This is a genomic window from Burkholderia sp. Ac-20384 (assembly GCF_017104605.1).
GTDB lineage: Bacteria > Pseudomonadota > Gammaproteobacteria > Burkholderiales > Burkholderiaceae > Burkholderia > Burkholderia lata.
In genome coordinates, this window is sequence record NZ_JAAGPE010000025.1 from 37,936 (window position 1) to 59,080 (window position 21,145).

19 protein-coding genes and 2 pseudogenes are annotated in these 21,145 nt (G+C 66.4%); 14 read left to right on the plus strand and 7 right to left on the minus strand.

All coding sequences use genetic code 11. The features are described 5' to 3' along the window. Nucleotides 1-42 precede the first annotated feature (42 nt). Complete coding sequence (locus G3O00_RS07455; RefSeq protein WP_206142599.1) at nt 43-1,017, plus strand: GlxA family transcriptional regulator; 975 nt, start codon at nt 43-45, stop codon at nt 1,015-1,017. Nucleotides 1,018-1,054: 37 nt separating this feature from the next. Beyond that, nucleotides 1,055-2,005 (plus strand): annotated as a pseudogene (locus G3O00_RS07460) (choline ABC transporter substrate-binding protein). 208 nt (nt 2,006-2,213) lie between these two features. On the opposite strand, the gene G3O00_RS07465 reads toward G3O00_RS07460, so the two are convergent. The 3 genes from G3O00_RS07465 to G3O00_RS07475 form a co-directional block, all read right to left on the minus strand. Further along, nucleotides 2,214-2,516: a hypothetical protein gene (locus G3O00_RS07465; RefSeq protein WP_011350379.1), complete on the minus strand. Its 303-nt coding sequence runs from the start codon at nt 2,514-2,516 to the stop codon at nt 2,214-2,216. 87 nt (nt 2,517-2,603) lie between these two features. Next, a complete protein-coding gene (locus G3O00_RS07470; protein ID WP_011350378.1) occupies nt 2,604-3,758 on the minus strand; it encodes a branched-chain amino acid ABC transporter substrate-binding protein in 1,155 nt (384 codons plus the stop codon). 641 nt (nt 3,759-4,399) lie between these two features. Further along, complete coding sequence (locus tag G3O00_RS07475; protein WP_174928951.1) at nt 4,400-5,299, minus strand: DMT family transporter; 900 nt, start codon at nt 5,297-5,299, stop codon at nt 4,400-4,402. 57 nt (nt 5,300-5,356) lie between these two features. Between G3O00_RS07475 and G3O00_RS07480 the strand changes: the two genes are divergently transcribed. The 4 genes from G3O00_RS07480 (at nt 5,357) to G3O00_RS07495 (ending at nt 8,517) form a co-directional block, all read left to right on the plus strand. Continuing rightward, nucleotides 5,357-6,343: a LysR substrate-binding domain-containing protein gene (locus G3O00_RS07480; protein WP_206142600.1), complete on the plus strand. Its 987-nt coding sequence runs from the start codon at nt 5,357-5,359 to the stop codon at nt 6,341-6,343. 196 nt (nt 6,344-6,539) lie between these two features. Continuing rightward, a complete protein-coding gene (locus tag G3O00_RS07485; RefSeq protein WP_011350375.1) occupies nt 6,540-7,208 on the plus strand; it encodes a hypothetical protein in 669 nt (222 codons plus the stop codon). Nucleotides 7,209-7,338: 130 nt separating this feature from the next. Further along, the gene (locus G3O00_RS07490; protein WP_206142601.1) at nt 7,339-7,794 is read left to right on the plus strand and encodes a sodium:proline symporter; all 456 of its coding nucleotides are present in this window, start codon (nt 7,339-7,341) and stop codon (nt 7,792-7,794) included. A gap of 210 nt (nt 7,795-8,004) precedes the next feature. Continuing rightward, entirely contained in the window at nt 8,005-8,517 is a 513-nt protein-coding gene (locus tag G3O00_RS07495) for a hypothetical protein (protein ID WP_011350373.1), read from the plus strand. An 8-nt stretch (nt 8,518-8,525) separates the two neighbouring features. Here the strand turns inward: G3O00_RS07495 and G3O00_RS07500 are convergent, their stop codons facing one another. From G3O00_RS07500 to G3O00_RS07515, 4 genes are all read right to left on the minus strand, one after another. Then, nucleotides 8,526-9,677 (minus strand): acyltransferase, encoded by a 1,152-nt coding sequence (locus G3O00_RS07500; RefSeq protein WP_206142602.1) that lies wholly within the window; start codon nt 9,675-9,677, stop codon nt 8,526-8,528. Nucleotides 9,678-9,809: 132 nt separating this feature from the next. Beyond that, nucleotides 9,810-10,454 (minus strand): glutathione S-transferase, encoded by a 645-nt coding sequence (locus tag G3O00_RS07505; RefSeq protein ID WP_206142603.1) that lies wholly within the window; start codon nt 10,452-10,454, stop codon nt 9,810-9,812. 117 nt (nt 10,455-10,571) lie between these two features. Beyond that, complete coding sequence (locus G3O00_RS07510; RefSeq protein ID WP_011350371.1) at nt 10,572-11,744, minus strand: porin; 1,173 nt, start codon at nt 11,742-11,744, stop codon at nt 10,572-10,574. Between the two features lie 152 nt (nt 11,745-11,896). Beyond that, the gene (locus tag G3O00_RS07515; RefSeq protein ID WP_011350370.1) at nt 11,897-12,730 is read right to left on the minus strand and encodes a helix-turn-helix transcriptional regulator; all 834 of its coding nucleotides are present in this window, start codon (nt 12,728-12,730) and stop codon (nt 11,897-11,899) included. Nucleotides 12,731-12,972: 242 nt separating this feature from the next. On the opposite strand from G3O00_RS07515, the gene G3O00_RS07520 reads away from it, so the two are divergent. The 8 genes and pseudogenes from G3O00_RS07520 to G3O00_RS07555 form a co-directional block, all read left to right on the plus strand. After that, complete coding sequence (locus G3O00_RS07520) at nt 12,973-14,094, plus strand: polyamine ABC transporter substrate-binding protein (protein WP_011350369.1); 1,122 nt, start codon at nt 12,973-12,975, stop codon at nt 14,092-14,094. Nucleotides 14,095-14,165: 71 nt separating this feature from the next. Next, nucleotides 14,166-15,245: pseudogene (gene potA, locus G3O00_RS07525) on the plus strand (polyamine ABC transporter ATP-binding protein); the annotation flags it as partial. A 10-nt stretch (nt 15,246-15,255) separates the two neighbouring features. After that, nucleotides 15,256-16,239: an ABC transporter permease subunit gene (locus G3O00_RS07530; protein ID WP_206142605.1), complete on the plus strand. Its 984-nt coding sequence runs from the start codon at nt 15,256-15,258 to the stop codon at nt 16,237-16,239. Beyond that, nucleotides 16,236-17,177: an ABC transporter permease subunit gene (locus G3O00_RS07535; RefSeq protein ID WP_206142606.1), complete on the plus strand. Its 942-nt coding sequence runs from the start codon at nt 16,236-16,238 to the stop codon at nt 17,175-17,177. Before G3O00_RS07530 ends, G3O00_RS07535 begins: the two co-directional genes overlap by 4 nt. A gap of 31 nt (nt 17,178-17,208) precedes the next feature. Beyond that, entirely contained in the window at nt 17,209-18,789 is a 1,581-nt protein-coding gene (locus G3O00_RS07540; RefSeq protein WP_206142607.1) for a DUF3138 family protein, read from the plus strand. A gap of 26 nt (nt 18,790-18,815) precedes the next feature. After that, on the plus strand, nt 18,816-20,108 hold the full coding sequence (locus tag G3O00_RS07545; protein WP_206142608.1) for an FAD-binding oxidoreductase: 1,293 nt from the start codon (nt 18,816-18,818) through the stop codon (nt 20,106-20,108). A gap of 71 nt (nt 20,109-20,179) precedes the next feature. Further along, a complete protein-coding gene (locus tag G3O00_RS07550) occupies nt 20,180-20,560 on the plus strand; it encodes a cupin domain-containing protein (RefSeq protein ID WP_011350363.1) in 381 nt (126 codons plus the stop codon). 47 nt (nt 20,561-20,607) lie between these two features. Next, on the plus strand, nt 20,608-21,145 hold a 538-nt coding region (locus tag G3O00_RS07555), incomplete at its 3' end, for an amidase family protein (RefSeq protein ID WP_241025019.1).

The following is a 21,145-nucleotide window of genomic DNA, read 5'->3' on the forward strand; positions in this document are numbered from 1 at the left end:
GGGCATGATGCCGGTTGAATAGAGGTTGAGAGGATCGATGCGATGAAATCGACATTCAGTCATTTCGGATTCCTGATATTGGAAAAGTATTCGATGATTGCGCTGACGAGTGCGATCGAGGCATTGCGAATGGCCAACCAGCTGCTCGGCTTCTCCCGCTACGACTGGACCATTTACTCGGTCGACGAAACGGCGATTCGCGCCAGCAACGGCATCGTCGCGGGGCCGGCGTGCCCGCTGGACCTTGCCGCGTGCGTGCCCGACGTGATGTTCGTCTGCGGCGGATGGGACGTACGCGACGCCGTGGACGACGGGACCAAACGGCTGCTCCGGACCCTGGCCGCGCGCGGCGTCGCGGTGGGCGGGCTGTGCACGGGAGCCTATGCGCTGATGGCCAGCGGCCTGCTCGACGGCTATCGCTGCGCGGTTCACTGGGAGGTGCTGTCCGAGCTGCATGACGAGTTTCCGGACGTCCGCTTCGTCGACGAACTCTTCGCCATCGACCGCGATCGCGTCACCTGCACCGGTGGAACGGCGCCGCTGGACATGATGCTGCACCTGATCGCGTCGGATCTCGGTCCGCCGATGGCCCGGCATATCTCGGAGCAATTCTCGATCGAGCGGGTCAGGGCCGTGACCGATCCGCAGCCGATTCCGATCGCGTCACGGGTGGGCTTTTCGCGCGAGGAACTGATCGAGACGGTGCGGCTGATGGAGGCGAATATCGAGGAGCCGCTCACGGTGCCGGACCTGGCCCGGTTGTCCGGCGTGTCGATGCGCCACCTGCAGCGCGTCTTCAGGGACGCATTGGACGTGACGCCGCACGAGTACTACGTCGGCCTGCGCTTGAAGCGTGCGCGGAAACTGATCCGCTACTCGAACATGTCGATCGCGACCGTCACGAAGACCTGCGGATTCCAGAGCGTCACGCATTTCAGCAAGGCCTTTCGCACTTTCTTCGGACACGCACCGAGTCACGAACGCCGGGCCCGCGAATCCGCCGGTGCGCTGGCCTGATCCCGATCATTTCAACGACGCAACCCGAGGTATCACCATGAATCGAACTGGTATGGCGGCGCGGGTCGCCGCGCTGTGCATGTCCGCGGCAGTCCATTCCGCCGGCGCGGCGGAGCCGGCGGCCTGCAGAAACGTGCGAATGGCCGATGTCGGCTGGAGCGACATCGCGGCCACGACCGGGCTGGCTTCCACGATGCTGTCCGCGCTGGGCTACAACCCGTCGAAGACGATCGCATCGGTGCCGATCGCGTTTGCGGGGGTCAAGAGCAAGCAGATCGACATTTTCCTCGGTTACTGGTCGCCGTCGATGGATCCGATCATCGCGCCGTTCGTCAAGAGCGGCTCGATCAAGGTCCTTCCCGAGCCGAACCTGAAAGGCGCGAAATTCACGCTGGCGGTGCCGGACTACGTGTATCAGGCGGGGCTCAGGACGTTCGCGGATCTGCCGAAGTATGCGGACAAGCTGCAGTACCGCATCTACGGGATCGAGCCGGGGAACGACGGCAACCAGCTGATCGGCAAGATGATCCGGGAGAACAAGGACGGGATCGGCAAGTTCAAGCTGGTGGAATCGAGCGAGGCAGGCATGCTCGTCGAGCTCAACCGGGCCGTTCGCGACAAGCAGTGGATCGTGTTTCTCGCGTGGGAGCCTCATCCGATGAATGCGTAACACAGGATCAACTACCTGTCCGGCGGCGATGACGTGTTCGGCCCGAACTACGGCGAGGCGAAGGTGTTCACGGTCGAGCCGCCGGATTACGAGGCGCGGTGCCCGAACGTCGCGAAGTTCGCGTCGAACCTGCATTTCACGACCGAGCTCGAGAATCATTTGATGATTCCGATCATGAACCATCAGGATCCGAACCAGGCCGCGACGGAATGGCTGAAACGGAACACGTCGATGCTGGACACATGGCTGGCCGGCGTCACGACGTTCGACGGCAAGCCGGCGCTACCGGCGGTGAAAGGGTATCTCGCTGCGCACTAGCAGCGGTTCGACGCAGGCAGGCGAGTGGGCGGCGCGGCGCGGAGGCGCGGTTTCGCGTCTTCCGCGCGGCAGGGGGCGACGGTGCGGCCGCAGGATCGCGTTCGACGCGAACGGCGGTGCCGGGATTCCTGCGGCGATACGCGTTCAAGTGACGCGCGGTAACCGGGCGCCGGCTACGGCCATCGGCGCGGAACCAACCTTCCGCGGGTTACGACTCGTCGTCGCGGGTCGTTTCGGAACGTGTTTTTTCCACCGCAGGAAACGTGCCGCCGCCGCGCGGCCGTTTCGGCTCGATCCGCATCTGCCGGATCACGCGCCGGAAATCGATCTCGTGCGCAGCCATCGTGCCGATCAGTTTCGCGATGACCGCGAGGTGGGACGGGACCGTGCCCTTGCTCGAATAGTTCGTGATCGAGCTTTCGTTCATCTTGATCAGGCGGGCGAACTCGCGCGCCGTCAGCTGTGCCTTCTTCAACTCCTGTTGAAATTCCGCATACGCCATTGCACACATGATGCTTCGTCTCCGTGAATCAGAAATCGGCCCGCGCGGCGCCGGCGCCGACGGGTGGCGTCCCCGTCGTGCCAGCGCCGCGGCGGGTTACATCTTCACCTGGTCGACGAAGGTCTTCTTGCCGCTCTTGTAGCCGTAGATCGAGATGATCCCGTGCGTCAGGTCGCCCTTCGAATCGAACGTCGTCGTGCCGATCACGCCGTCGTACTTCGTTGCCGGCATCGCGGCGAGGATCTTCGCCGGATCGGTCGAGTTCGCGCGCTTCATCGCGTCGACCGCGATGTAGACCGCGTCATACGCGAACGGCGCATCGAACTTGATGCCCTGGTTGAAGCGCTTCTGGTACTTCGCGAGGAAGTCCGCGCCGCCCGGCATCTTCTCGAGCGCAGCGCCCGCCTGCGAGCACGTCACGTTGTCGGCCGCCGGGCCGGCCAGGTCGGCCAGCGAGTCGGTGCACACGCCGTCGCCCGACAGGATCTTCGCGCGCAGGCCGAGCTGCTTCGCCTGCTTCGCGAGCGGGCCGCCGGTCGCGTCCATGCCGCCGTACATGATCGCGTCCGGGTTCTCGCCCTTGACCTTGGTCAGGATCGCGCGGAAGTCGACCGCCTTGTCGTTGGTCGCGTCGTGCGACAGCACCTTCAGGCCGAGCGCCTTCGCCTTCTTTTCGAACTCGTTCGCGAGGCCCTGGCCGTACGCGGTCGAATCGTCGATCACCGCCACGGTCTTCACGCCCTTCGACTGCGCGTAGCTCGCGAGTGCCGGGCCCTGCTGCGCATCGGTCGCGACGACGCGGTAGGTCGTCTTGAAGCCTTGCTGCGTGTAGGTCGGGTTCGTGGCCGACGGCGAGATCTGCACGATGCCCGCGTCGCTGTAGATCTTCGACGCCGGGATCGACGTGCCCGAGTTCAGGTGGCCGATGACGGCGACGACCTTGTCGTCGACGAGCTTCTGCGCGACCTGGGTGGCCTGGCGCGGGTCGGCCGCGTCATCCTGCGCATCGAGTTGCAGCGTGATCTTCTTGCCGCCGATCGTGAGGCCCTTCGCATTGATTTCCTCGACCGCGAGGCGCGCACCGTTCTCGTTGTCCTTGCCGAGGTGCGAGATGCCGCCCGTCGTCGGTTCGACGCTGCCGATCTTGACGACCTGGTCGGCCATCGCGGTCGACGCGGCCGCGAATGCGGCGGCAGCCAGTGCGACGGTGATCAGGGGTTTGCAGCGCATGCCGACAGTGCTTCGTTCCATCTGCCATCTCCGATTTGAATGTCTTTCTATTGACGTCTCGACCGGCCGACGGCGAGGTCGGGGCGATCGGACGAGTCTCCATACCCATCATGGGCTTCACTTGCATCGCGTCCGGCCCCTCGACATGCCGCCCGGACGAGCGGGCGAATCGGGGCCTGATACGGTGCAATTCGTATGAATATATATGAAGCCGATTTTGCGCGCTGCAGCGAATCGCGTAGCGGGGCGGGCGCAGTACGGCCGGCGCGTGAAATTCGGAGGCGCCGGATGCCGGAAATCGTGCGCCGCGGCAGGCCACAGGCTGCGATTCGCTGTCGACGGCCTTACGGCCGCATCCATTATTCGGCCGGTGGCCCGAGCGAAGCCATGCACACTGACGTGCGGTCAATCCGGAACTGTTCGGTCGTTTTGTCTGCACAGTTTGGACGATTTCGATTGCGCATCCGGTTGCGGGGCCCTGCTTCATCGGGAGCGATGCCCTTGTTTTAACGCAACTAACGGTCTGGTCCGGTAGCGTCAGCGAACTGGTGCGAGTCGATGGCCCTCGTGAAGAATTCCGCTTTGCAGATGCCGGGGTTCATTCCGGCCAGCTCGCTTGCGGATCGCCGGGCCGATCGCGCCGGGCCGAAGCGCCTGCGATCCTACGAACGTCCGCGCAACGCCACGAAGATCACGCCGGCAATCGCCAGCAGGCCGCCGCACACCGTCTCGATACCGGGCCGCTCGCCCGTCAGCGCCATCGACAGGACCGTCGCGACCGCCGGCGTCAGATAGAGGAAGTTGGCGGCGCGCGCCGCGCCGAAGTAGCCGAGTGCGAACGTCCAGGTCGCGTAACCGAGCGCGGCGGGGAAGATGCCGAGCGTCAGCACGGCCAGCGTCGTGTCGCGCGACCCGCTGCCCAGCGCCACGAGTGCGCCCGGCAGCCACGGTGCGAGCAGCAGTGCGCCGGCCAGCAGCGTGTACGCGGTGCAGGCCAGCGCGCCGTACACCGGAATCAGCCGCCGTTGCAGCACGAAATAGCTGGCCGAACACAGGGCCGCGCCGAGAATCAGCGTGCTGCCCGCGCCGAGGACGAGGCCGCCCGGTTGCCCGCGCGCGATCACCGCGATGCCGGCGAGGCTGACCAGCGACCCGAGCCAGCCCCAGCGATTGAAGCGCTCGCCCAGAAACACGGCGGCCAGCAGCGCCGTGAAGATCGGCAGCGTGTTCACGATGAAGCTCGCCGCGCCGGCCGAGACGGTCTGTTCGCCGGTATTGAGCAGCGCGTTGTAGAGCGCGATGCCGAGAAAGCCGCACAGCAGGAAGCGCAGTGCGTCGCCGCGTGTCGGCACGCGCGGCCGCCGCACGATCAGCCACGCGACGATCAGCACGGCCGCGGTGGCGAAGCGCGCCGCCGCGAGCTGCAGCGGCGTCAGGCCATGCAGGCCGATCCGGATGAACGGGAAAGCGGACGCCCACGAAACGATCGTGAAGGCGACCGCGCCGGCCGCGATCAGCGGCTGTCGCGCAGGGCGCGACGACGGGGTGGAGAGCGTGTTCATGCGGCAATGATGCGGCGTGGCAAGATGCTAAGCTAGCGCACAGATCAGCACGCAGATATGACCATGACTCACAGCTCGAGCCGGCGGCCGGCCGATGCTTCAACCCGCGCGAAGCGCGCACCAGCGGGGTCGCCCGCCGCCGTGCCGGCGCCGGGTTCGCGGCCGCCGCTCGCGAGCCTCGAGACGGTGTGCACGGTCGCGCGCGAGGGTTCGTTCCTGGCTGCGGCCGACGTCTCCGGCGTGACGCACGGCGCGATCAGCCGGCGGGTGGCCGCTGTCGAAAACTGGCTCGGCCTGAGGCTGTTCGAACGTCATGCGCGCGGCGTGCGTCTCACGCCGGACGGCCAGCGCTTCGTCGGCCGGATCGAGCAGGCGTTCGCGATCATCGACAGTGCGGCCGATCAGTGGCGCTCGCCACGTACGCCGCGGCTGGTCAGGATGAGCGTGGTGCCGGCCTTCGCGCAGCTCTGGCTGTTCGAGCGCCAGCATGCGCTCGAGAGCGAGGCGCCCGCATTGCGGATCGAACTCGGCATCGATCTGCGCAACGTGGATATCGCCGGCGGCGAAGCGGACCTGTCGGTCCGGTACGGGCGCGGCAACTGGCGTCAGCTCGAAACCCGCGCGTTCATGCCGGAACGGCTCTATCCGGTCGCGCATCCGCGGCTCGCCGCGCAACTGGCGAAGGAGCGCCGCCGGCGCGGCGATGCCGCGTTGCTCGACCTGCCGTTGCTGCACGATTCCGATGTGACCGGCTGGCGCACGTGGTTCGATGCATTGGGCGTGCCGTTCAAGCCGCGCGCGCAGGATCGCCGTTTCGAGGATTACAACCTCGTGCTGGCGGCCGCCGAGGCCGGGCTCGGCGTGGCGCTGGCGCGGGTACCGCTCGCCGACACGTATCTCAAGCGCAGCGAACTCGTGCGCGTGAGCCGGCACGAGGTCGATTCGGTGCTCAGGTATTACTTCGTGCATGCGAAGGGGGAGAATCGGCCTGAGGTGCTGGCGTTGATGGAGCGGATGCGGGCGGCGGTGGGGGCTGGCGGCTAGCGGCTAGCCCCGGCCGGTGTATCGTGACGACCCCCGCCACGGAACGCGCGTGGGGGCGAAGAAAGTGTTGTGCGATACGCGGCACTAGGCTCGGGCCGCCGGATCGACGACAATGCGACCGCGAAAAACGATGAGGTGGAGAGATGAACCAGATTCAAAAAGGTATGTATCCGTGCGGATGCAAGCGAGGTCAGCAATGAACAAGCCGGACAAGTCGTCGAAAGCGCGTGCCGCGCTCGACCAGCTGTTTTCGGGCATGGCGCCCGCGGATGCGACGCGTGCGGAGCGTCCGGGCAATCCGTTCGAAGCGAGTGCAGACGAAGCATCCGCCGGCACGGGCGGTCGCGGCGGGATCGAAGTCACGCTGTCGACCCGGATCCAGTTGCGCGGCTATCCGAATGCGAATGCATTCATGAAGCGCATGGCCGAAGCCTGGGGGCTGGAGTGGGGGATGTACGACAGCGTCAAGGCCATCGCGACGCTGCCCGTCGGATGGCGGGCGCGCCGGCTTCCGGAAGTCACGCAGATCGTCGACGGACACGACGTGCTGCGCGCGGAGAGCAGCCTGCAGGGCGGCGAGATGTCGTATCTGAAAGTGCATCCGCGGTACTACATTGATGCACGCAAGGGATTTGGCTGGGGCAAGTCGTCGAAGGCGTCCGACGATCCGGATCTCGACGGCCCTGACTGGAACTGCTTCGTGATCGATCGCGAAAAGTCCATCGAAGTGCACGAACTGACGACCTCGTCGCTGAAAGCCGACATGGACAACGCGCGGGCGACGTTGCTGAAATGGCTGGACGAGAACTATCCGAAACATCGCGATCCTTTCGCGTACTGGTCGGATTGCGAAGGGGCGTCGTAATTTTGCGTGGCCGCCCGGTGCGGTATTGCGGGCATACGCGGGGCGACCGGCGCCGGAGCGGATGGGGCGCATGCCGCCTCGATGCATCGGCCGGTTGCGACAGGGGCAATAGGGGCAACAGAGGCGCCCAGTGAAACGAGTCAGCCTGGTCCCGGTTCTCTGGGCCGCGTTCGGTGCGGCTGTCGGTTCGACCGTCGTCGAGTTGCTGCTCTGGCCGATCGCCGGCGACGACGCGATCGGGAACCTGTTGCGCGACACACGCTTCACGGCGGCCATCGTGATGGGGCGCGGCGTGCTCGGCGCGTCCGCCGGCTTCGATCCGCTCGTCATGGCGGTCGCGACCCTCGTCCATCTGGCACTGTCGCTGATCTACGCGGCCGTGCTGGCGAAGGCGATTCGCAACCTGTCGCTCGCGGCCGCGCTCCTCGCGGGCGGCGCGTTCGGCCTCATCCTGTACGGCGTCAACCTGTACGCGTTCACCGCGATCTTCCCGTGGTTCATCCCGGTTCGTGGCGCGATCACGCTCGTCGCCCATCTGGTATTCGGGGTCACGGCAGCGGCTGCCTGGCGCTTCGCCTGGCGCTAGGTCGGGCGTCGCGGGTTCCCGCGTCGATCATTCGCACCAGACCCCTGGAATAACCCGGTGCGCCGCATCGTTTAGCCGTCAGGAGACCCAGTACGAAGCGGCGGCACGTGAGCGCCGCGTGGTGAATCGTGCGCGGGCAATCCGATCGGCCGCGTGCCGCCAGCGGCGCGCGCGATCGAGTGGTCGGGGGCAATCAGGCAGGAGCCGATCATGTGCAACTGGTTTCGATCCGGGATAGGCATCGTCTGTCTCGGCTGTTCCGCGGCGGTCTTTGCGCAAACGTACGACGATCTGGCGGACGAGACGACGAACTGCCGGGCGGTCGTCGCGCGAGCGAACATCGACGGCACGGAGCAGCAAATCGTCGGGCGTGCGTGCCTGCAGGACGACGGCACATGGCAGTTCGTGCAGAGTCCCGACGGTAGCGTTCTATGGTATCCGGCGGCGGACTATCCGTATGCCGACCTGTGGTACTGGGGGCCGCCGCTCTTCATCGGCGCGGGCGTGGGTTTCGTGTTCGTCGATCGTTTTCACCACTTCCACCATTTCCACCACTTCGATCACGTCGTCCACTTCAACGGGACGGAGCATCGCCGCTTCGGCGTGCCGATCGGCGCCGGTTTTCACCACGGCGCGTTCCCGGCGGGTACCGCCGGTCACGAATTCGGCGGCACGCATCCGGTCGGCGGCATGAGCGGATTCGGTGGAATGCGGCGACATTGACGCGGCATTTACAGGATCGACGCGAGCCTTGGCACCCGAAGCAGAAGACCGGCGATCAGATAGCAGGCGACGCAAGCCACGCAGCCGGTCACGGTGAACTTCAGGAACGGTGCCGCCGGCACGTTTTGCCACGCGAGGGCCGCACCGACCAGCACGGGCGGATGGATGATGTAGATCGTGTAGGCGCGTCGCGCCAGCGGCTGCCATAACCCCGTCAGCCGCTCGAAGCGTTGCTGAAAGCGGCTCGCGAGAAACAGTATCGTTCCCCATGCGACGAGCGGTTCCCAGAACGCGTAGACCACGTCGACCGGATGGCCACGCAAGGCGGGAACGTGCTTCGCGAGCAGGTAGGCGATCGGCAGGACCGGGAGCGTCAGCAGCGCGATGCGCGACCACCGGGCGACCTGCCGCGGCGGAAGATGCTCGAGCCAGCGTGCGCGCGCTGCCCGGCAACCCGCTGCGTACAGCACGACGTAGCTGGCGAAATACCCGAGCTGCAGCCCCCATACGTTGACACCTACCGGCCATCGGGATCGCAACGCCAGCGCCGCGAGACCCGTCAGCAATGCCGCCGCGGCCAGGGTCGTGTCAGAGGGGAACGGATGCCGGACCGGTCGGCTCGCGGTGCGCGCGAACGCGGCACTCCAGAGTGCCGCAGCAGCACTGAAAATCAGCAACGCCCTGGCGAACCACATCGGACCGTTGTCGAACGTGCCGTGGATCCACAGGCGGCCGAGCATATCCGCAAACGGGTGGCCGGCAGCGGACTGCGCCAGCGCGATCGTCGCGGGGCCGATCAGCAACCCGTACACCAGCAGCGGCAAGCCGAGCCTGAGAAACCGGTCGGCCAGGAAGCGGGTGGTGCCCTTGCGATCGATGGAGCCCGGCGTGTAGTAGCCCGCCAGGAAAAAGAACAGGCCCATGAAGAATGCCTGGTTGATCGCGCAGAAGAGCGTCAGCAGCGCGGATTCCACCGACGGCCCCGCGGCCACTTCGTGGTAGTACCAGCCGCCGAGCGCACCGTACGTGATCGCGCAGTGGTGAAACACGACCAGCAACGTCAGGCAGGCGCGCAACGCGTCGAGGCCGGCATTGCGATGCGCGGCAACCGCCTGGTCCGTGCGGAACGCAACATCGACCGCAATGTCCTGAGCGCTCATTGCATTGCCTGTAGGGTTGGTCAGTCATACCCGCATCGCGCACATCGGGCGGGCGTACAGGTCGGCAACATACGCCGTTGTCATTACAACCTTCCTACAAGCCGTTCTGCTGCCGGCGCGATGCCCGATTGCCTAATCGAGCCGCCCGCGCAAGTCGTCGAACGGAATCATCACGTGCGTGCGATACGCGGGCCGCGTTTTCAGCCGTTCGTACCACGCTTGCACGTGCGGGATGTCCGGCCGTGCGATGTCGAGTTCGAAGTAGCGATACAGGTGCGTGCCGGCCGCGATGTCGGCGAGTGTGATTGAATCGCCCGCGAGAAACGGCTGCCCGGCCAGCGCCGTATCGAGCGCCTGGAAGTGCTGCGCGCACTGCGCGATGCTTTGCTCGACGCGCGCCGTGTCGCGCTGCTCGGGCGGCGTCCGGAAGTAGCCCCGGAACACGCCGTTCAGGAACGTCGGCTGCAGCGTGGTTTGCGACCAGTCCATCCAGCGGTCGGCGCGCGACTGTTCGGCCGGGTCGTCGTGCCAGAAGCCGGGGCGCCCGTAACGCGCGGCGAGGTAGCGCAGGATGCTGTGCGATTCCCAGACGACCGTGCCGCCGTCGTCGATCAGCGGCACGCGCCCGTGCGGGTTCATCGCGAGAAAAGCCGGTGTGTCGAGCACGCCGAACTGTCCGCCGGCCGGCACGTGCCGATGCGCGAGCGCGAGCTCGTCGACGAGCCACATCACCTTCTGGACGTTGAATGCATTGCGGCGCCCCCAAACGGTCAGCATGCCGGCCTCCTTGTGTCGTGCGGAACGGGATCGCGAGAGTGTAAACGCAGCAGGCGCGCACCGCGGTGCGCGCCTGCCGGCTGTCGTCGTTGTCGTTATCGCCGTGCGGCGATGCGATCAGAACTTGTGGCGAATCCCGACGATCGCGAGTTCCTGCGTATCGGTGCCGGAGTTCACCCCGTACGAGCCGACCGACGCGGCGGCCTTCACGACCGCGCCGTTCGCGTTGAGCGTGTTGCCGCTCGCCTTCTGGTAGCCGAACAGCGCATACAGGTCGGTGCGCTTCGACAGCGCGTAGTCCGCGCCGAGGTTGACCTGGTTGTAGTGCGCGGAACTCGGGCCCGTCAGCGACGTGTAGTTGTAGCCGACGCCCGCGCGCAGCGCCGGCGAGAACTGCCAGTTGAAGAACGCCGAGCCGTTGTTGAACTTCGCGTTCTGGCTGAACGCCGACAGCGTGTCCGCGCCGTACTGCGTGTTCGAATACGCGAGGCCGAAGGTGGCGGGCCCGGCCACGTACTGGCCGGCCACGCGCACGATCTGGATCGACTTCGCGCTCGAGAAGCCCTGGTTGATCACGGTGTTGAACAGCGTGTCCGAGCTGCTCGACCAGTTGCGCACGCCGTTCGCGACGGTGGAGCCGCCGTTCGCGTAGAAGAAGCCGGCACCGAGCGACAGCGGGCCGTTCGCGTAGCTTGCGCCGAAGCTGTACGTGCGGCCGCTGCCGGTGGCGCCCGCGACGCCGCCGAACCCGTACAGGCCTTCGAACTGGAAGCCCGAGATCAGCGGGCTCGTGTACTTCACCGAGTTGCTGACGCGCAGGCTGTTGTCGTAGTTGTCGAGGTCGCCCGGCGTCGCGAACACGCCGCCGAAGTAGTTGTCCTGCGTGAGGCCTTGCACGAGATCGACGACCGGATCGTACTGGCGGCCGAGCGTGACGGTGCCGTACGTGCTGCTCGAGAGGCCGACGACGGCCTTGCGGCCGAATTCGCGCGAGCCCTGGCCGAGCGCGCCCGTGCCGATGTTGAAGCCGTTCTCGAGCTGGAACAGCGCGGCCAGGCCGCCGCCGAGATCCTCGGTGCCGCGCAGCCCCCAGCGGCTACCCGACAGGTTGCCGCTGCTGAACTTGACTAGGCTCGACGCATTGCTGCCGTTCGCGTTCTGCGCGTTGTGCACGTACGCGATGCCCGCATCGGCGATGCCGTACAGCGTGACGCTGCTTTGTGCGTGCGCGCCGGCGGCGTAGAGCGCGGCCGGTAGCGCGAGCAGTGCGAGTGAACGGACCTGTTTCATTGTTGGATTCCCCCGTTGGTCGATTGGTCTGACGAGTCGGTGAACGATACGGACAGCGCATCGTCAAGGGAACCAATAAATTGTCGGATCGTTATGAGGCGGCGCGAGGATGGGTGCGCGCGCAACCGGCTGGCGGCCGGCGCGCAGGGACGCTATGCGTCGTGCCGCCGCGATGCGTTTCTCAGCACGAGCGTCATCAGTTGCCGGCGCGAATCGACGCCGAGCTTCGCGAACGCGCGCTTCGCGTACGTGTCGACGGTGGACGTCTTGAGCCCCATCGATTGCGCGATGGCCGCCGACGTCATGCCCTGGATGAACGACGCGCAGACGTGCATCTCGCGCGCGGTCAGGCGTTCCTGCCATTCCGGCAGCCATTGCGCGACGAGGTCGAGATCGAGTTCGTCGCGTGGCGTGTCGTCCGCCGAGATCGCGCCGAGCAGGCGCTTGTGCGCGGATGCCAGCGGCAGCACGACTTGCGAAAGCTGCTTCAGCAGGCTCAGCTCCTTCAGCGAAAACGGCGGCAGCCGCCGCGAGCGTGCGATCGAGATCGAGTAGCGCGTGCCGCCCGTCACGCCGGCGATCACGCATTCGTCGTGAATGTCGCCGGCATCGAAGAACAGATGGCGCAGCTCGCTCGCCACGCGCTGCGAGGACACCTGCAGCAGTTGCACGTCGTTTTCGGTTTCGATCGCCGCGTACGTTGCATCGTCGCTCGCGTAGCTGCGGTAGTAGTGGCGCATCACCTGCGCGACCAGCTCGGGCTCGCGGCCGAAGCTGCCGATCCACCCGACGCTGCGCTGGCCGGAAGACGCACTGCGCTCGTAGTCGAGATGCACGGCGTCGAAATCGACGTAGCGCACGAGCGTGTCGTAGACGGCGCGCATGAACTGCGGCGTGCCGACGGCCTGTGCGATGTCGCCCAGCGTTTCGGTCACGAACGCGACGTGGCTCAACGGGAGATCGGGGGCGGGCAGCGCAGCGCTCATGACGTCGTGTGTCGAAGATTTTCAGGTGGCGCTACAGGTATCACGAATATTTTCGACTGCCTACGCGGGAATCTACCCAAACGGCGGGAATCGACGTCGCCGTTTGTCCCGGTTTTCGGGACTGACGCTGGCGGTCGCGATCTCTACATTGACCCTTGTGCTGAACACCGCTCGACGGCGTTGACGCGAGTCCGGACCCGGACCGGGCGCAACGGCCGATCCCCATCACAAGGAGAATCCCCATGCGTATCCGTATCCGTCGTCAACCGGCGTTGCGCGCCGCGCGCGTCACGTCGGCGGCGCTGGCCGTCGCGGCCAGCCTGTCCGTCCATGCCGGCGACACCAACCTGAACGTGTACAACTGGTCGGAGTACGTCGCGAAGGACACGGTACCCACCTTCGAGAAGCAGTCGGGCATCAAGGTGCGCTACGACAGCTACGACAGCGACGATACGCTGCAGACGAAGCTGCTCGCGGGCAGTTCGGGCTACGACATCGTCGTGCCGACGTCGAACTATCTCGCGCAGCAGATCCAGGCCGGCGTGTACCAGAAGCTCGACAAGTCGAAGCTGCCGAATCTCGCGAACCTCGACCCGGTGCTGATGAAGATGGTCGCGAAGGCCGACCCGGGCAACCAGTATGGCGTGCCGTGGGCGTGGGGCACGACGGGGATCGGCTACAACGTCGAGGCGGTCCGGAAGCGGCTCGGCGACGCCGCACCGACCGACAGCTGGGCGCTGCTGTTCGACCCGGCGAACGCGGCGAAGCTGAAAGGCTGCGGCATCTCGCTGCTCGACGCACCGGACGCCGCGTTCGCGGCGGCGCTGCAGTACATGGGCAAGGACCCGGAGAGCAAGAACCCGGCCGACTACCAGGCTGCTTACGACGTGCTGAAGAAGATCCGCCCGTACGTCACGCAGTTCAGCTCGGCCGGCTATGCGGACGACCTGGCGAACAACGACGTGTGCGTCGTGCTCGGCTGGTCCGGCGACGTCGGGATCGCGCGGCGGCGCACGCTGGATGCGAAGCGTTCGTACGAGATCCGCTACGTGAACCCGAAGGAAGGCGGCCTGCTGTGGTTCGACGTGATGGCGATCCCGAAGGATGCGCCGCATCCGGAAGCCGCGCTGAAGTGGATCAACTACATCGAGGATCCGAAGACCAACGCGGCGATCACGAACGAGATCTTCTACCCGAGCGCCAACAAGGCTGCCCGCACGTTCGTGACGCCGGCGATCGTGCAGGACCCGAGCATCTACCTGTCCGACGCGACGATCGCGAAGACGTCGCTCGCGATGCCGCGCAGCGCCGACATCGCGCGAATGCAGAACCGTCTGTGGCTGCAGTTGAAGTCGGGCGGTTGAGGGAGACGACGATGATCCATACGCTCCCTGCCGCACCGGTTGCGGCCGCCGCTCGCCGCGATGCGGGCGCATTCGTGCGCATCGAAAACGTCGTGAAGAAATTCGGCGACAGCACCGCCGTCGACGACGTGAACCTGACGATCGCGAAGAACGAACTGTTCGCGCTGCTCGGCAGCTCCGGCTGCGGCAAGTCGACGTTGCTGCGCATGCTCGCCGGGCTCGAGACGGCCACCTCCGGCAAGATCTTCGTCGATGGCGAAGATCTCGCGTCGCTGCCGCCGTACCGCCGCCCGGTGAACATGATGTTCCAGTCGTACGCGCTGTTCCCGCACATGTCGGTCGAATCGAACGTCGCATTCGGCCTGAAGCAGGAAGGCACGCCGAAGCACGAGATCAGGGAGCGCGTGGCCGATGCGCTCGCGCTCGTGCAGATGAGCAAGTACGCGCAGCGCAAGCCGCACCAGCTCTCCGGCGGCCAGCAGCAGCGCGTCGCGCTGGCCCGCTCGCTGGTCAAGCGCCCGAAGCTGTTGCTGCTCGACGAGCCGATGTCTGCGCTCGACAAGAAGATCCGCCAGAAGACCCAGCTCGAACTCGTGAACATCATCGAGCAGGTCGACGTGACCTGCGTGATGGTCACGCACGATCAGGAAGAGGCGATGACGATGGCCAGCCGCCTCGCGGTGATGAGCGAAGGCAAGATCGTGCAGGTCGGCGCACCGGGTGAAGTCTACGAATTCCCGAACAGCCGCTTCTCGGCCGAATTCATCGGCTCGACCAACCTGTTCGAGGGCCGCGTCGTCGAGGACGAACCCGATCACATCTTCGTCGAAAGTGACGACCTCGAAGCGCGCATGCATGTGAACCACGGCGTCACGGGCCCGCTCGGCATGCCGGTCGGCATCTCGGTGCGCCCGGAACGCATTCACGTGTCGCGCGAGAAACCGGGTTCGAAACACAACTGGGCGCGCGGCGTCGTGACCGACATCGCGTACATGGGCAGCTACTCGCTGTACCACGTGCGCTTGCCGAGCGGCAAGACGGTGGTGTCGAACCTGTCGAGCTCGCACCTGATGAACGACAACGCACCGGCGTGGAACGACGACGTGTTCGTGTCGTGGTCGCCGGCCAGCGGCGTCGTGCTGACGCAGTGAGGGCGCAACGATGAGAACCTCCGCTACCACTCCGTCCGCGTCGGTATCGTCCGGTGCCGCAAGCACCGGCGCCGGCCGCGCCCGCCCGGGACGCTTCGCGATGTTGTCGCGCTTCGTGCCGTCGGGCCGCAACGTCGCGATCGGCGTGCCGTTCCTGTGGCTCGTGATCTTTTTCGCGCTGCCATTCGTGCTGGTGCTGAAGATCAGCTTCGCCGACCAGATGCTCGGCATCCCGCCGTACACCGCGCTCGCGCGGATGGAGGCGGGCACCGTGCAGGTCGTGCTGTCGCTGAAACATTACGCGCTGCTGCTGCAGGACGACCTGTACCTGAACACCTACGTCAGCTCGCTGAAGATGGCCGCGGCATCGACGCTGATGTGCCTGCTGGCCGGCTACCCGATCGCGTATTTCATTGCGCGCTCGGCGCCGGCCCGCCGCAACCTGCTGATGATGGCCGTGATGCTGCCGTTCTGGACGTCGTTCCTGATCCGCGTCTATGCGTGGGTCGGGATCATGAAGGATGACGGGCTGCTGAATCACGCGCTGGCGGCGCTCGGCGTGATCGCGACACCGCTGCGGCTGTATCACACCGACGCGGGCGTCTACATCGGGATGGTCTATTCGTATCTGCCTTTCATGGTGATGCCGCTGTATGCACACCTCGTGAAGATGGACCTCACGTTGCTCGAGGCCGCGAACGATCTCGGCGCGACGCCGTGGTCCGCGTTCTGGCGCATCACGCTGCCGCTGTCGAGGAACGGCATCGTCGCGGGCAGCCTGCTCGTGTTCATCCCGGCGGTCGGCGAATACGTGATCCCCGAGCTGCTCGGCGGTGCGAACACGCTGATGCTCGGCCGCGTGATGTGGGACGAGTTCTTCAACAACATGGACTGGCCGATGGCGTCCGCGGTGACGGTGACGATGGTGCTGCTGCTGCTCGTGCCGATGGCGCTGCTCCATTACAGCCAGACCGAAGCGGAGGCCAAACCATGAACCGCGCGAATCGCATCCTGTCCGCGTGCGTGCTGGGCGCGGGCTTCCTGTTCCTGTACATCCCGATCGTCAGCCTGGTCGTCTACTCGTTCAACGCGTCGAAGCTGGTGACGGTGTGGTCGGGTTTCTCGCTGAAGTGGTACGGCGCGCTGCTGCACGACGACGAACTGCTCACGGCCGCATGGCTGTCGCTGAAGATCGCACTGCTGACGGCCACTGCGTCGGTCGCGATCGGCACCTGGGCCGGCTTCGTGCTGGCCCGCATGGGGCGCTTTCGCGGCTTCACGCTGTATGCCGCGATGATCAACGCGCCGCTGGTGATTCCGGAAGTGATCCAGGGCATCTCGCTGCTGCTGCTGTTCGTCGCGATGCAGCAGACCTTCGGCTGGCCGGCCGGGCGCGGCTGTCTGACGATCTGGATCGGCCACGTGATGCTGTGCCTGTCGTTCGTCGCCGTGATCGTGCAGTCGCGCGTGAAGGAGCTCGATCGCTCGATCGAGGAAGCCGCGCTCGATCTCGGCGCGCGGCCATGGAAGGTGTTCTTCGTGATCACGCTGCCGCTGATCGCGCAGGCGCTGGTGTCCGGCTGGCTGCTCGCGTTCACGGTGTCGATCGACGACGTGATCCTGTCCGCGTTCCTGTCGGGCCCCGGATCGACGACGCTGCCGCTGGTCGTGTTCTCCCGCGTGCGGATGGGGCTCAACCCGGAGATGAATGCGCTCGCCACGGTATTCATCACCGTCGTGACGATCGGCGTCGTCGTCGTGAACCGCGCGATGCTGGCCCGCGAGCGGCGGCAGGCGCGCGACACGCGGATGTGGCACGCGGCGTCCTCGGCCGAGGTATCCGGTTCCCCCGCATCGCCGTCCGCCATCCCACCCGCGCGCGCGCCTGCCGCGCCGCCGCTGCACGACCGCATCCCGCATCCCACGAAGTGACGAACAAAGACGAACGACCAGGAGACATTCCATGAAAAAGAAGATGCTCTGCGCGCTGATCGCCGGAGCGCTGCCGGGGCTGGCTGCCGCGAACTCGAGCGCCGACCAGATCCGCACGCTGCAGCAACAGATCGCGGTGCTGCAACGGCAGATGAGCGCGCTGCAATCGCAGCTCGGCACGAAGCCTTCGGCCGTACCGGCGGCGTCGAACACAACGAATGCGTCCAACGCAGCGACCGCCGCGGCGGCTGACCCGTCCACACCCGGCTACGGGCAGGCACCGGCCGTGCTGACCAACGACGATCTGTCGGAAATCCGGCAACAGGTCGCGAACCAGCAGCTGAAGGTCGATTCGCTGACCGATGCCGCGCGCACGGGCCCGATCGCCGGGCTGTCGGTGACGGGCTACCTCGACCCGACCTACGTTTACAACCGGGGGGCCGGCACGTCGTCGTTCCAGTTCGCGAATCACGAGAACGCGTACACCTACTACAACAGCACGTTCGGCGATGTGTTCCTCGACATCAAGAAGACGTTCGGTGTCGGCCCGACCGCGCCGTCCGCGGAAATCACGCTGATGCCGAACCGCGGCGCGGGCCTGTCGATGATGACGGGCAGCGGCGCGAGCGGCCTGGACATCATCAACACGGCCGTCCTGACCGTGCCGCTGTCAGGCACGACGGCGCTCACCGGCGGGCTCGTGACGGGCTTCGCCGGTTACGAGTACCAGCAGTCGAGCCAGATGCTGACGCTCACGCACAACCTGCTGTACGACTTCTCCGATCCGGGCTCGTCGATCGGCGCGGGCCTCAACTACCAGAGCGCGGACGGCCACTGGGCGTGGAAATTCTTCGTCGGCAACGAGCAGTTCCGCAGCGCGGGCGCGGTCACGCAGACCGGCGTCAACGCGCTCGGCGACCCGATCACGACCAGCAACAAGGTGCCGACCTTCACCGCGCGGGTCGACTACCTGCACGGCAGCGCGCTCGACGTCGGCGGCTCGATCAGCATCGGCCGGCAGACGCTGCCGAGCGCGGTCGATCCGGCGACCGGCAACGTGCGCTACGGTGTGGGCGGCAACGCACCGAGCGCGTACGGCGCGTTCTTCTTCGGCGAAGCCGATGCGACCTATACGCTCGCCGACGCGCAGTACAACGCCGAGTTCGACTACGGCCAGCAGCAGCACGGCGCGTTCAACGGCGGGCTCGCGCAGTGGTTCGGGCTGTCGCTGCTCGCGCACCGCAAGTTCAACGCACCGGTGGTCGGCCGCATGGGCGCGACGCTGCGCTACGACCTGCTCGTGAACCGGAAGAACGGCGGCGGCGGATCGTCGATCGGCCTGAACGGCAACGGGATGGATCCGTACAACGGCTTCGGCATCGATGCGGACTGCCTCGCGATGTCGAAGGCGAACGGCGGCGTCGGCTTCGAGTGCAAGGGCGCGACGCGGCAGGCTGCCGCGTTCGACCTGCTGTTCTACCCGACCCAGCAAGTGACGGTGAAGGTCGAATACCGGCACGACTGGGCGAGCAATAAGGTCTTCCTGCGTCACGACGGGTCGTACGAAAAGTCGAACGACCTGCTCGCCACCCAACTCATCTACGCGTTCTGACGCGACGCCGTTCGCGAGTCTTGCACATGCTCAAGTTCGAAAACCAGCAACATGTTCAGTCCTACTATGCAGCGACGGCCAACAACCGCGCACGGCATCCGTCGCTCGACGGGGCCGTGACGGCCGACGTCTGCGTGATCGGCGGCGGGCTCACCGGCCTGTCCGCGGCACTCGAGCTCGCCGAGCGCGGCCATTCGGTCGTGCTCGTCGAAGCGTCGAGGATCGGCTGGGGCGCGAGCGGGCGCAACGGCGGCCAGCTGATCGCCGGGTACGCGTGCGACATCGATACGTTCTCGGCCTACCTGCCGGAAGACGACGTGCGGCGCGTCTGGGCGATGGGGCTGGAGTCGGTCGAGATCGTCCGGCAGCGGGTCGAGCGGTACGGCATCGATTGCGACCTGACCTCCGGCTTCGTGACTGCCGCGAACAAGCCGCGCCATCTCGATGGGCTGCGTGCGTGGCGCGATACCGCGGCGAGCCGCTTCGGCTATCGCGGCTACGAATTCATCGAGCGCGCCGACATGCATCGCTTCGTCGCGTCGGACCGCTACGTCGGCGGCCTCCGCTACGAAGGCAGCGGCCACCTGCATCCGCTGAACTACACGCTCGGCCTCGCACGGGCGGCGCGCGAGGCCGGCGTGACGATCCACGAGGACACACCCGCGATTTCGCTCGATCGCGCCGCGCCGTATCACCGCGTGACGTGCGCACGCGGACACGTGGATGCCCGTCATGTCGTGCTGGCCTGCAATGCGTACCTGGGGCAGCTGGCGCCGGCACTCGCGCGCAAGATCATTCCGGTCGCGACGTACCTGATCGCGACGGAGCCGCTCGGCGACGCGCGCGCGGCCGAGACGATGCCGGCCGATGCGGCGATCTGCGATACCAATTCGGCGCTCGACTATTTCCGGCTGACGCGCGACCGCCGGCTGCTGTGGGGCGGCAAGGCCAGCAGCTCGACGAACACGCCGCGCGACCTCGCGGCCGCGATGCGGCGCGACATGCTGAAGACGTTCCCGCAGCTGGCCGATGTGCGGATCGACTACGCGTGGGGCGGGCTGATCGACGCGACGATGAATCGCGCGCCGCATTTCGGCCGGCTCGAGCCGACCGTGTATTTCGCGCAGGGCTTTTCCGGGCACGGCGTCAACGTGACGGGCCTCGCGGGGCGGCTGATCGCGGAAGCGATCGATGCACAGGCCGCGCGCTTCGACCTGTTCGGCCGGATTCGCCATCGCGACTTTCCGGGCGGGCGCGCGCTGCGCACGCCGATGCTGGCGCTCGCGATGACTTGGCACCGGATGATGGACCTGCTCTGACCCGCGCGGGTCGGCTCGTCCGGCCGCGCGGCACTGAAACGTTTCGAATTACTCATGCCCTGGAGGCAATCATGACCAACATCACGAATGTCGTCGACCTGATGCGGGCACCCGCGAAGCTCACGCAGAGCCGCGTGCCGAGCGGGCTGCTGCTCGACGGCAATCCGCTGCAGACGCTGTCGCATCACTACATCAGCCCGTGCGGGCAGTTCAGTTGCGGGATATGGGAATGCACGCCCGGCCGCTGGACGATCGAGTACGACGAGTCGGAGTATTGCGAGATGCTGAGCGGCGTCGCGATCGTGCGCGATGCGGACGGCCGCGAGCGCGTGCTGCGCGCGGGCGACCGCTTCGTGATTCCGCCGGGTTTTCGCGGCACGTGGGAAGTCGTCGAAACGTGCCGCAAGATCTATGCGTCGCATGCACCGCAGGCCGCACAGCCGGGCGCGTGACGCGCGGCCGGTTCAGGACAACCATCGAGATCAACGAGGAGCAACCCATGACCCAGGAATTGTGGCGTCTCGGCGCGGCCGAGATGGCCGAGCGCGTCGCGCGTCGCGACGTGTCGGCCACCGAACTCACGCGCAGCTGCCTGCAGCGGCTTGAAGCGGTGAACCCCCGCATCAACGCGATCGTCGACGTGATGGCCGACAGCGCGTTGCAGGCGGCGTCCGATGCCGACGCCGCGATCGCGCGCGGCGCACCGGTCGGCCCGCTGCACGGCGTGCCGGTGACCGTGAAGATCAACGTCGACACGGCCGGATACGCGACGACCAACGGCGTGCGCGCGTTTTCGGACCTGATCGCGCAAGAGGACAGCCCGGTGACCGCGAACCTGCGCAAGGCCGGCGCGATCGTGATCGGGCGCAGCAACGCGCCGGCGTTTTCGTACCGCTGGTTCACCGACAACGACCTGCACGGCCGCACGTCGAATCCGTGGGATCCGTCGCTGACACCGGGCGGCTCCAGCGGCGGCGCAGCCGCGGCCGTGGCGGCCGGCATCGGCGCGATCGCGCACGGCAACGACCTGGGCGGCT

Coding starts and splice junctions, on each gene's coding strand:
- G3O00_RS07455 (WP_206142599.1), top strand. CDS start 43: ATGAAATCGACATTCAGTCATTTCGGATTCCTGATATTGGAAAAGTAT.
- G3O00_RS07465 (WP_011350379.1), bottom strand. CDS start 2,516: ATGTGTGCAATGGCGTATGCGGAATTTCAACAGGAGTTGAAGAAGGCA.
- G3O00_RS07470 (WP_011350378.1), bottom strand. CDS start 3,758: ATGGAACGAAGCACTGTCGGCATGCGCTGCAAACCCCTGATCACCGTC.
- G3O00_RS07475 (WP_174928951.1), bottom strand. CDS start 5,299: ATGAACACGCTCTCCACCCCGTCGTCGCGCCCTGCGCGACAGCCGCTG.
- G3O00_RS07480 (WP_206142600.1), top strand. CDS start 5,357: ATGACCATGACTCACAGCTCGAGCCGGCGGCCGGCCGATGCTTCAACC.
- G3O00_RS07485 (WP_011350375.1), top strand. CDS start 6,540: ATGAACAAGCCGGACAAGTCGTCGAAAGCGCGTGCCGCGCTCGACCAG.
- G3O00_RS07495 (WP_011350373.1), top strand. CDS start 8,005: ATGTGCAACTGGTTTCGATCCGGGATAGGCATCGTCTGTCTCGGCTGT.
- G3O00_RS07500 (WP_206142602.1), bottom strand. CDS start 9,677: ATGAGCGCTCAGGACATTGCGGTCGATGTTGCGTTCCGCACGGACCAG.
- G3O00_RS07505 (WP_206142603.1), bottom strand. CDS start 10,454: ATGCTGACCGTTTGGGGGCGCCGCAATGCATTCAACGTCCAGAAGGTG.
- G3O00_RS07510 (WP_011350371.1), bottom strand. CDS start 11,744: ATGAAACAGGTCCGTTCACTCGCACTGCTCGCGCTACCGGCCGCGCTC.
- G3O00_RS07515 (WP_011350370.1), bottom strand. CDS start 12,730: ATGAGCGCTGCGCTGCCCGCCCCCGATCTCCCGTTGAGCCACGTCGCG.
- G3O00_RS07520 (WP_011350369.1), top strand. CDS start 12,973: ATGCGTATCCGTATCCGTCGTCAACCGGCGTTGCGCGCCGCGCGCGTC.
- G3O00_RS07530 (WP_206142605.1), top strand. CDS start 15,256: ATGAGAACCTCCGCTACCACTCCGTCCGCGTCGGTATCGTCCGGTGCC.
- G3O00_RS07535 (WP_206142606.1), top strand. CDS start 16,236: ATGAACCGCGCGAATCGCATCCTGTCCGCGTGCGTGCTGGGCGCGGGC.
- G3O00_RS07540 (WP_206142607.1), top strand. CDS start 17,209: ATGAAAAAGAAGATGCTCTGCGCGCTGATCGCCGGAGCGCTGCCGGGG.
- G3O00_RS07545 (WP_206142608.1), top strand. CDS start 18,816: ATGCTCAAGTTCGAAAACCAGCAACATGTTCAGTCCTACTATGCAGCG.
- G3O00_RS07550 (WP_011350363.1), top strand. CDS start 20,180: ATGACCAACATCACGAATGTCGTCGACCTGATGCGGGCACCCGCGAAG.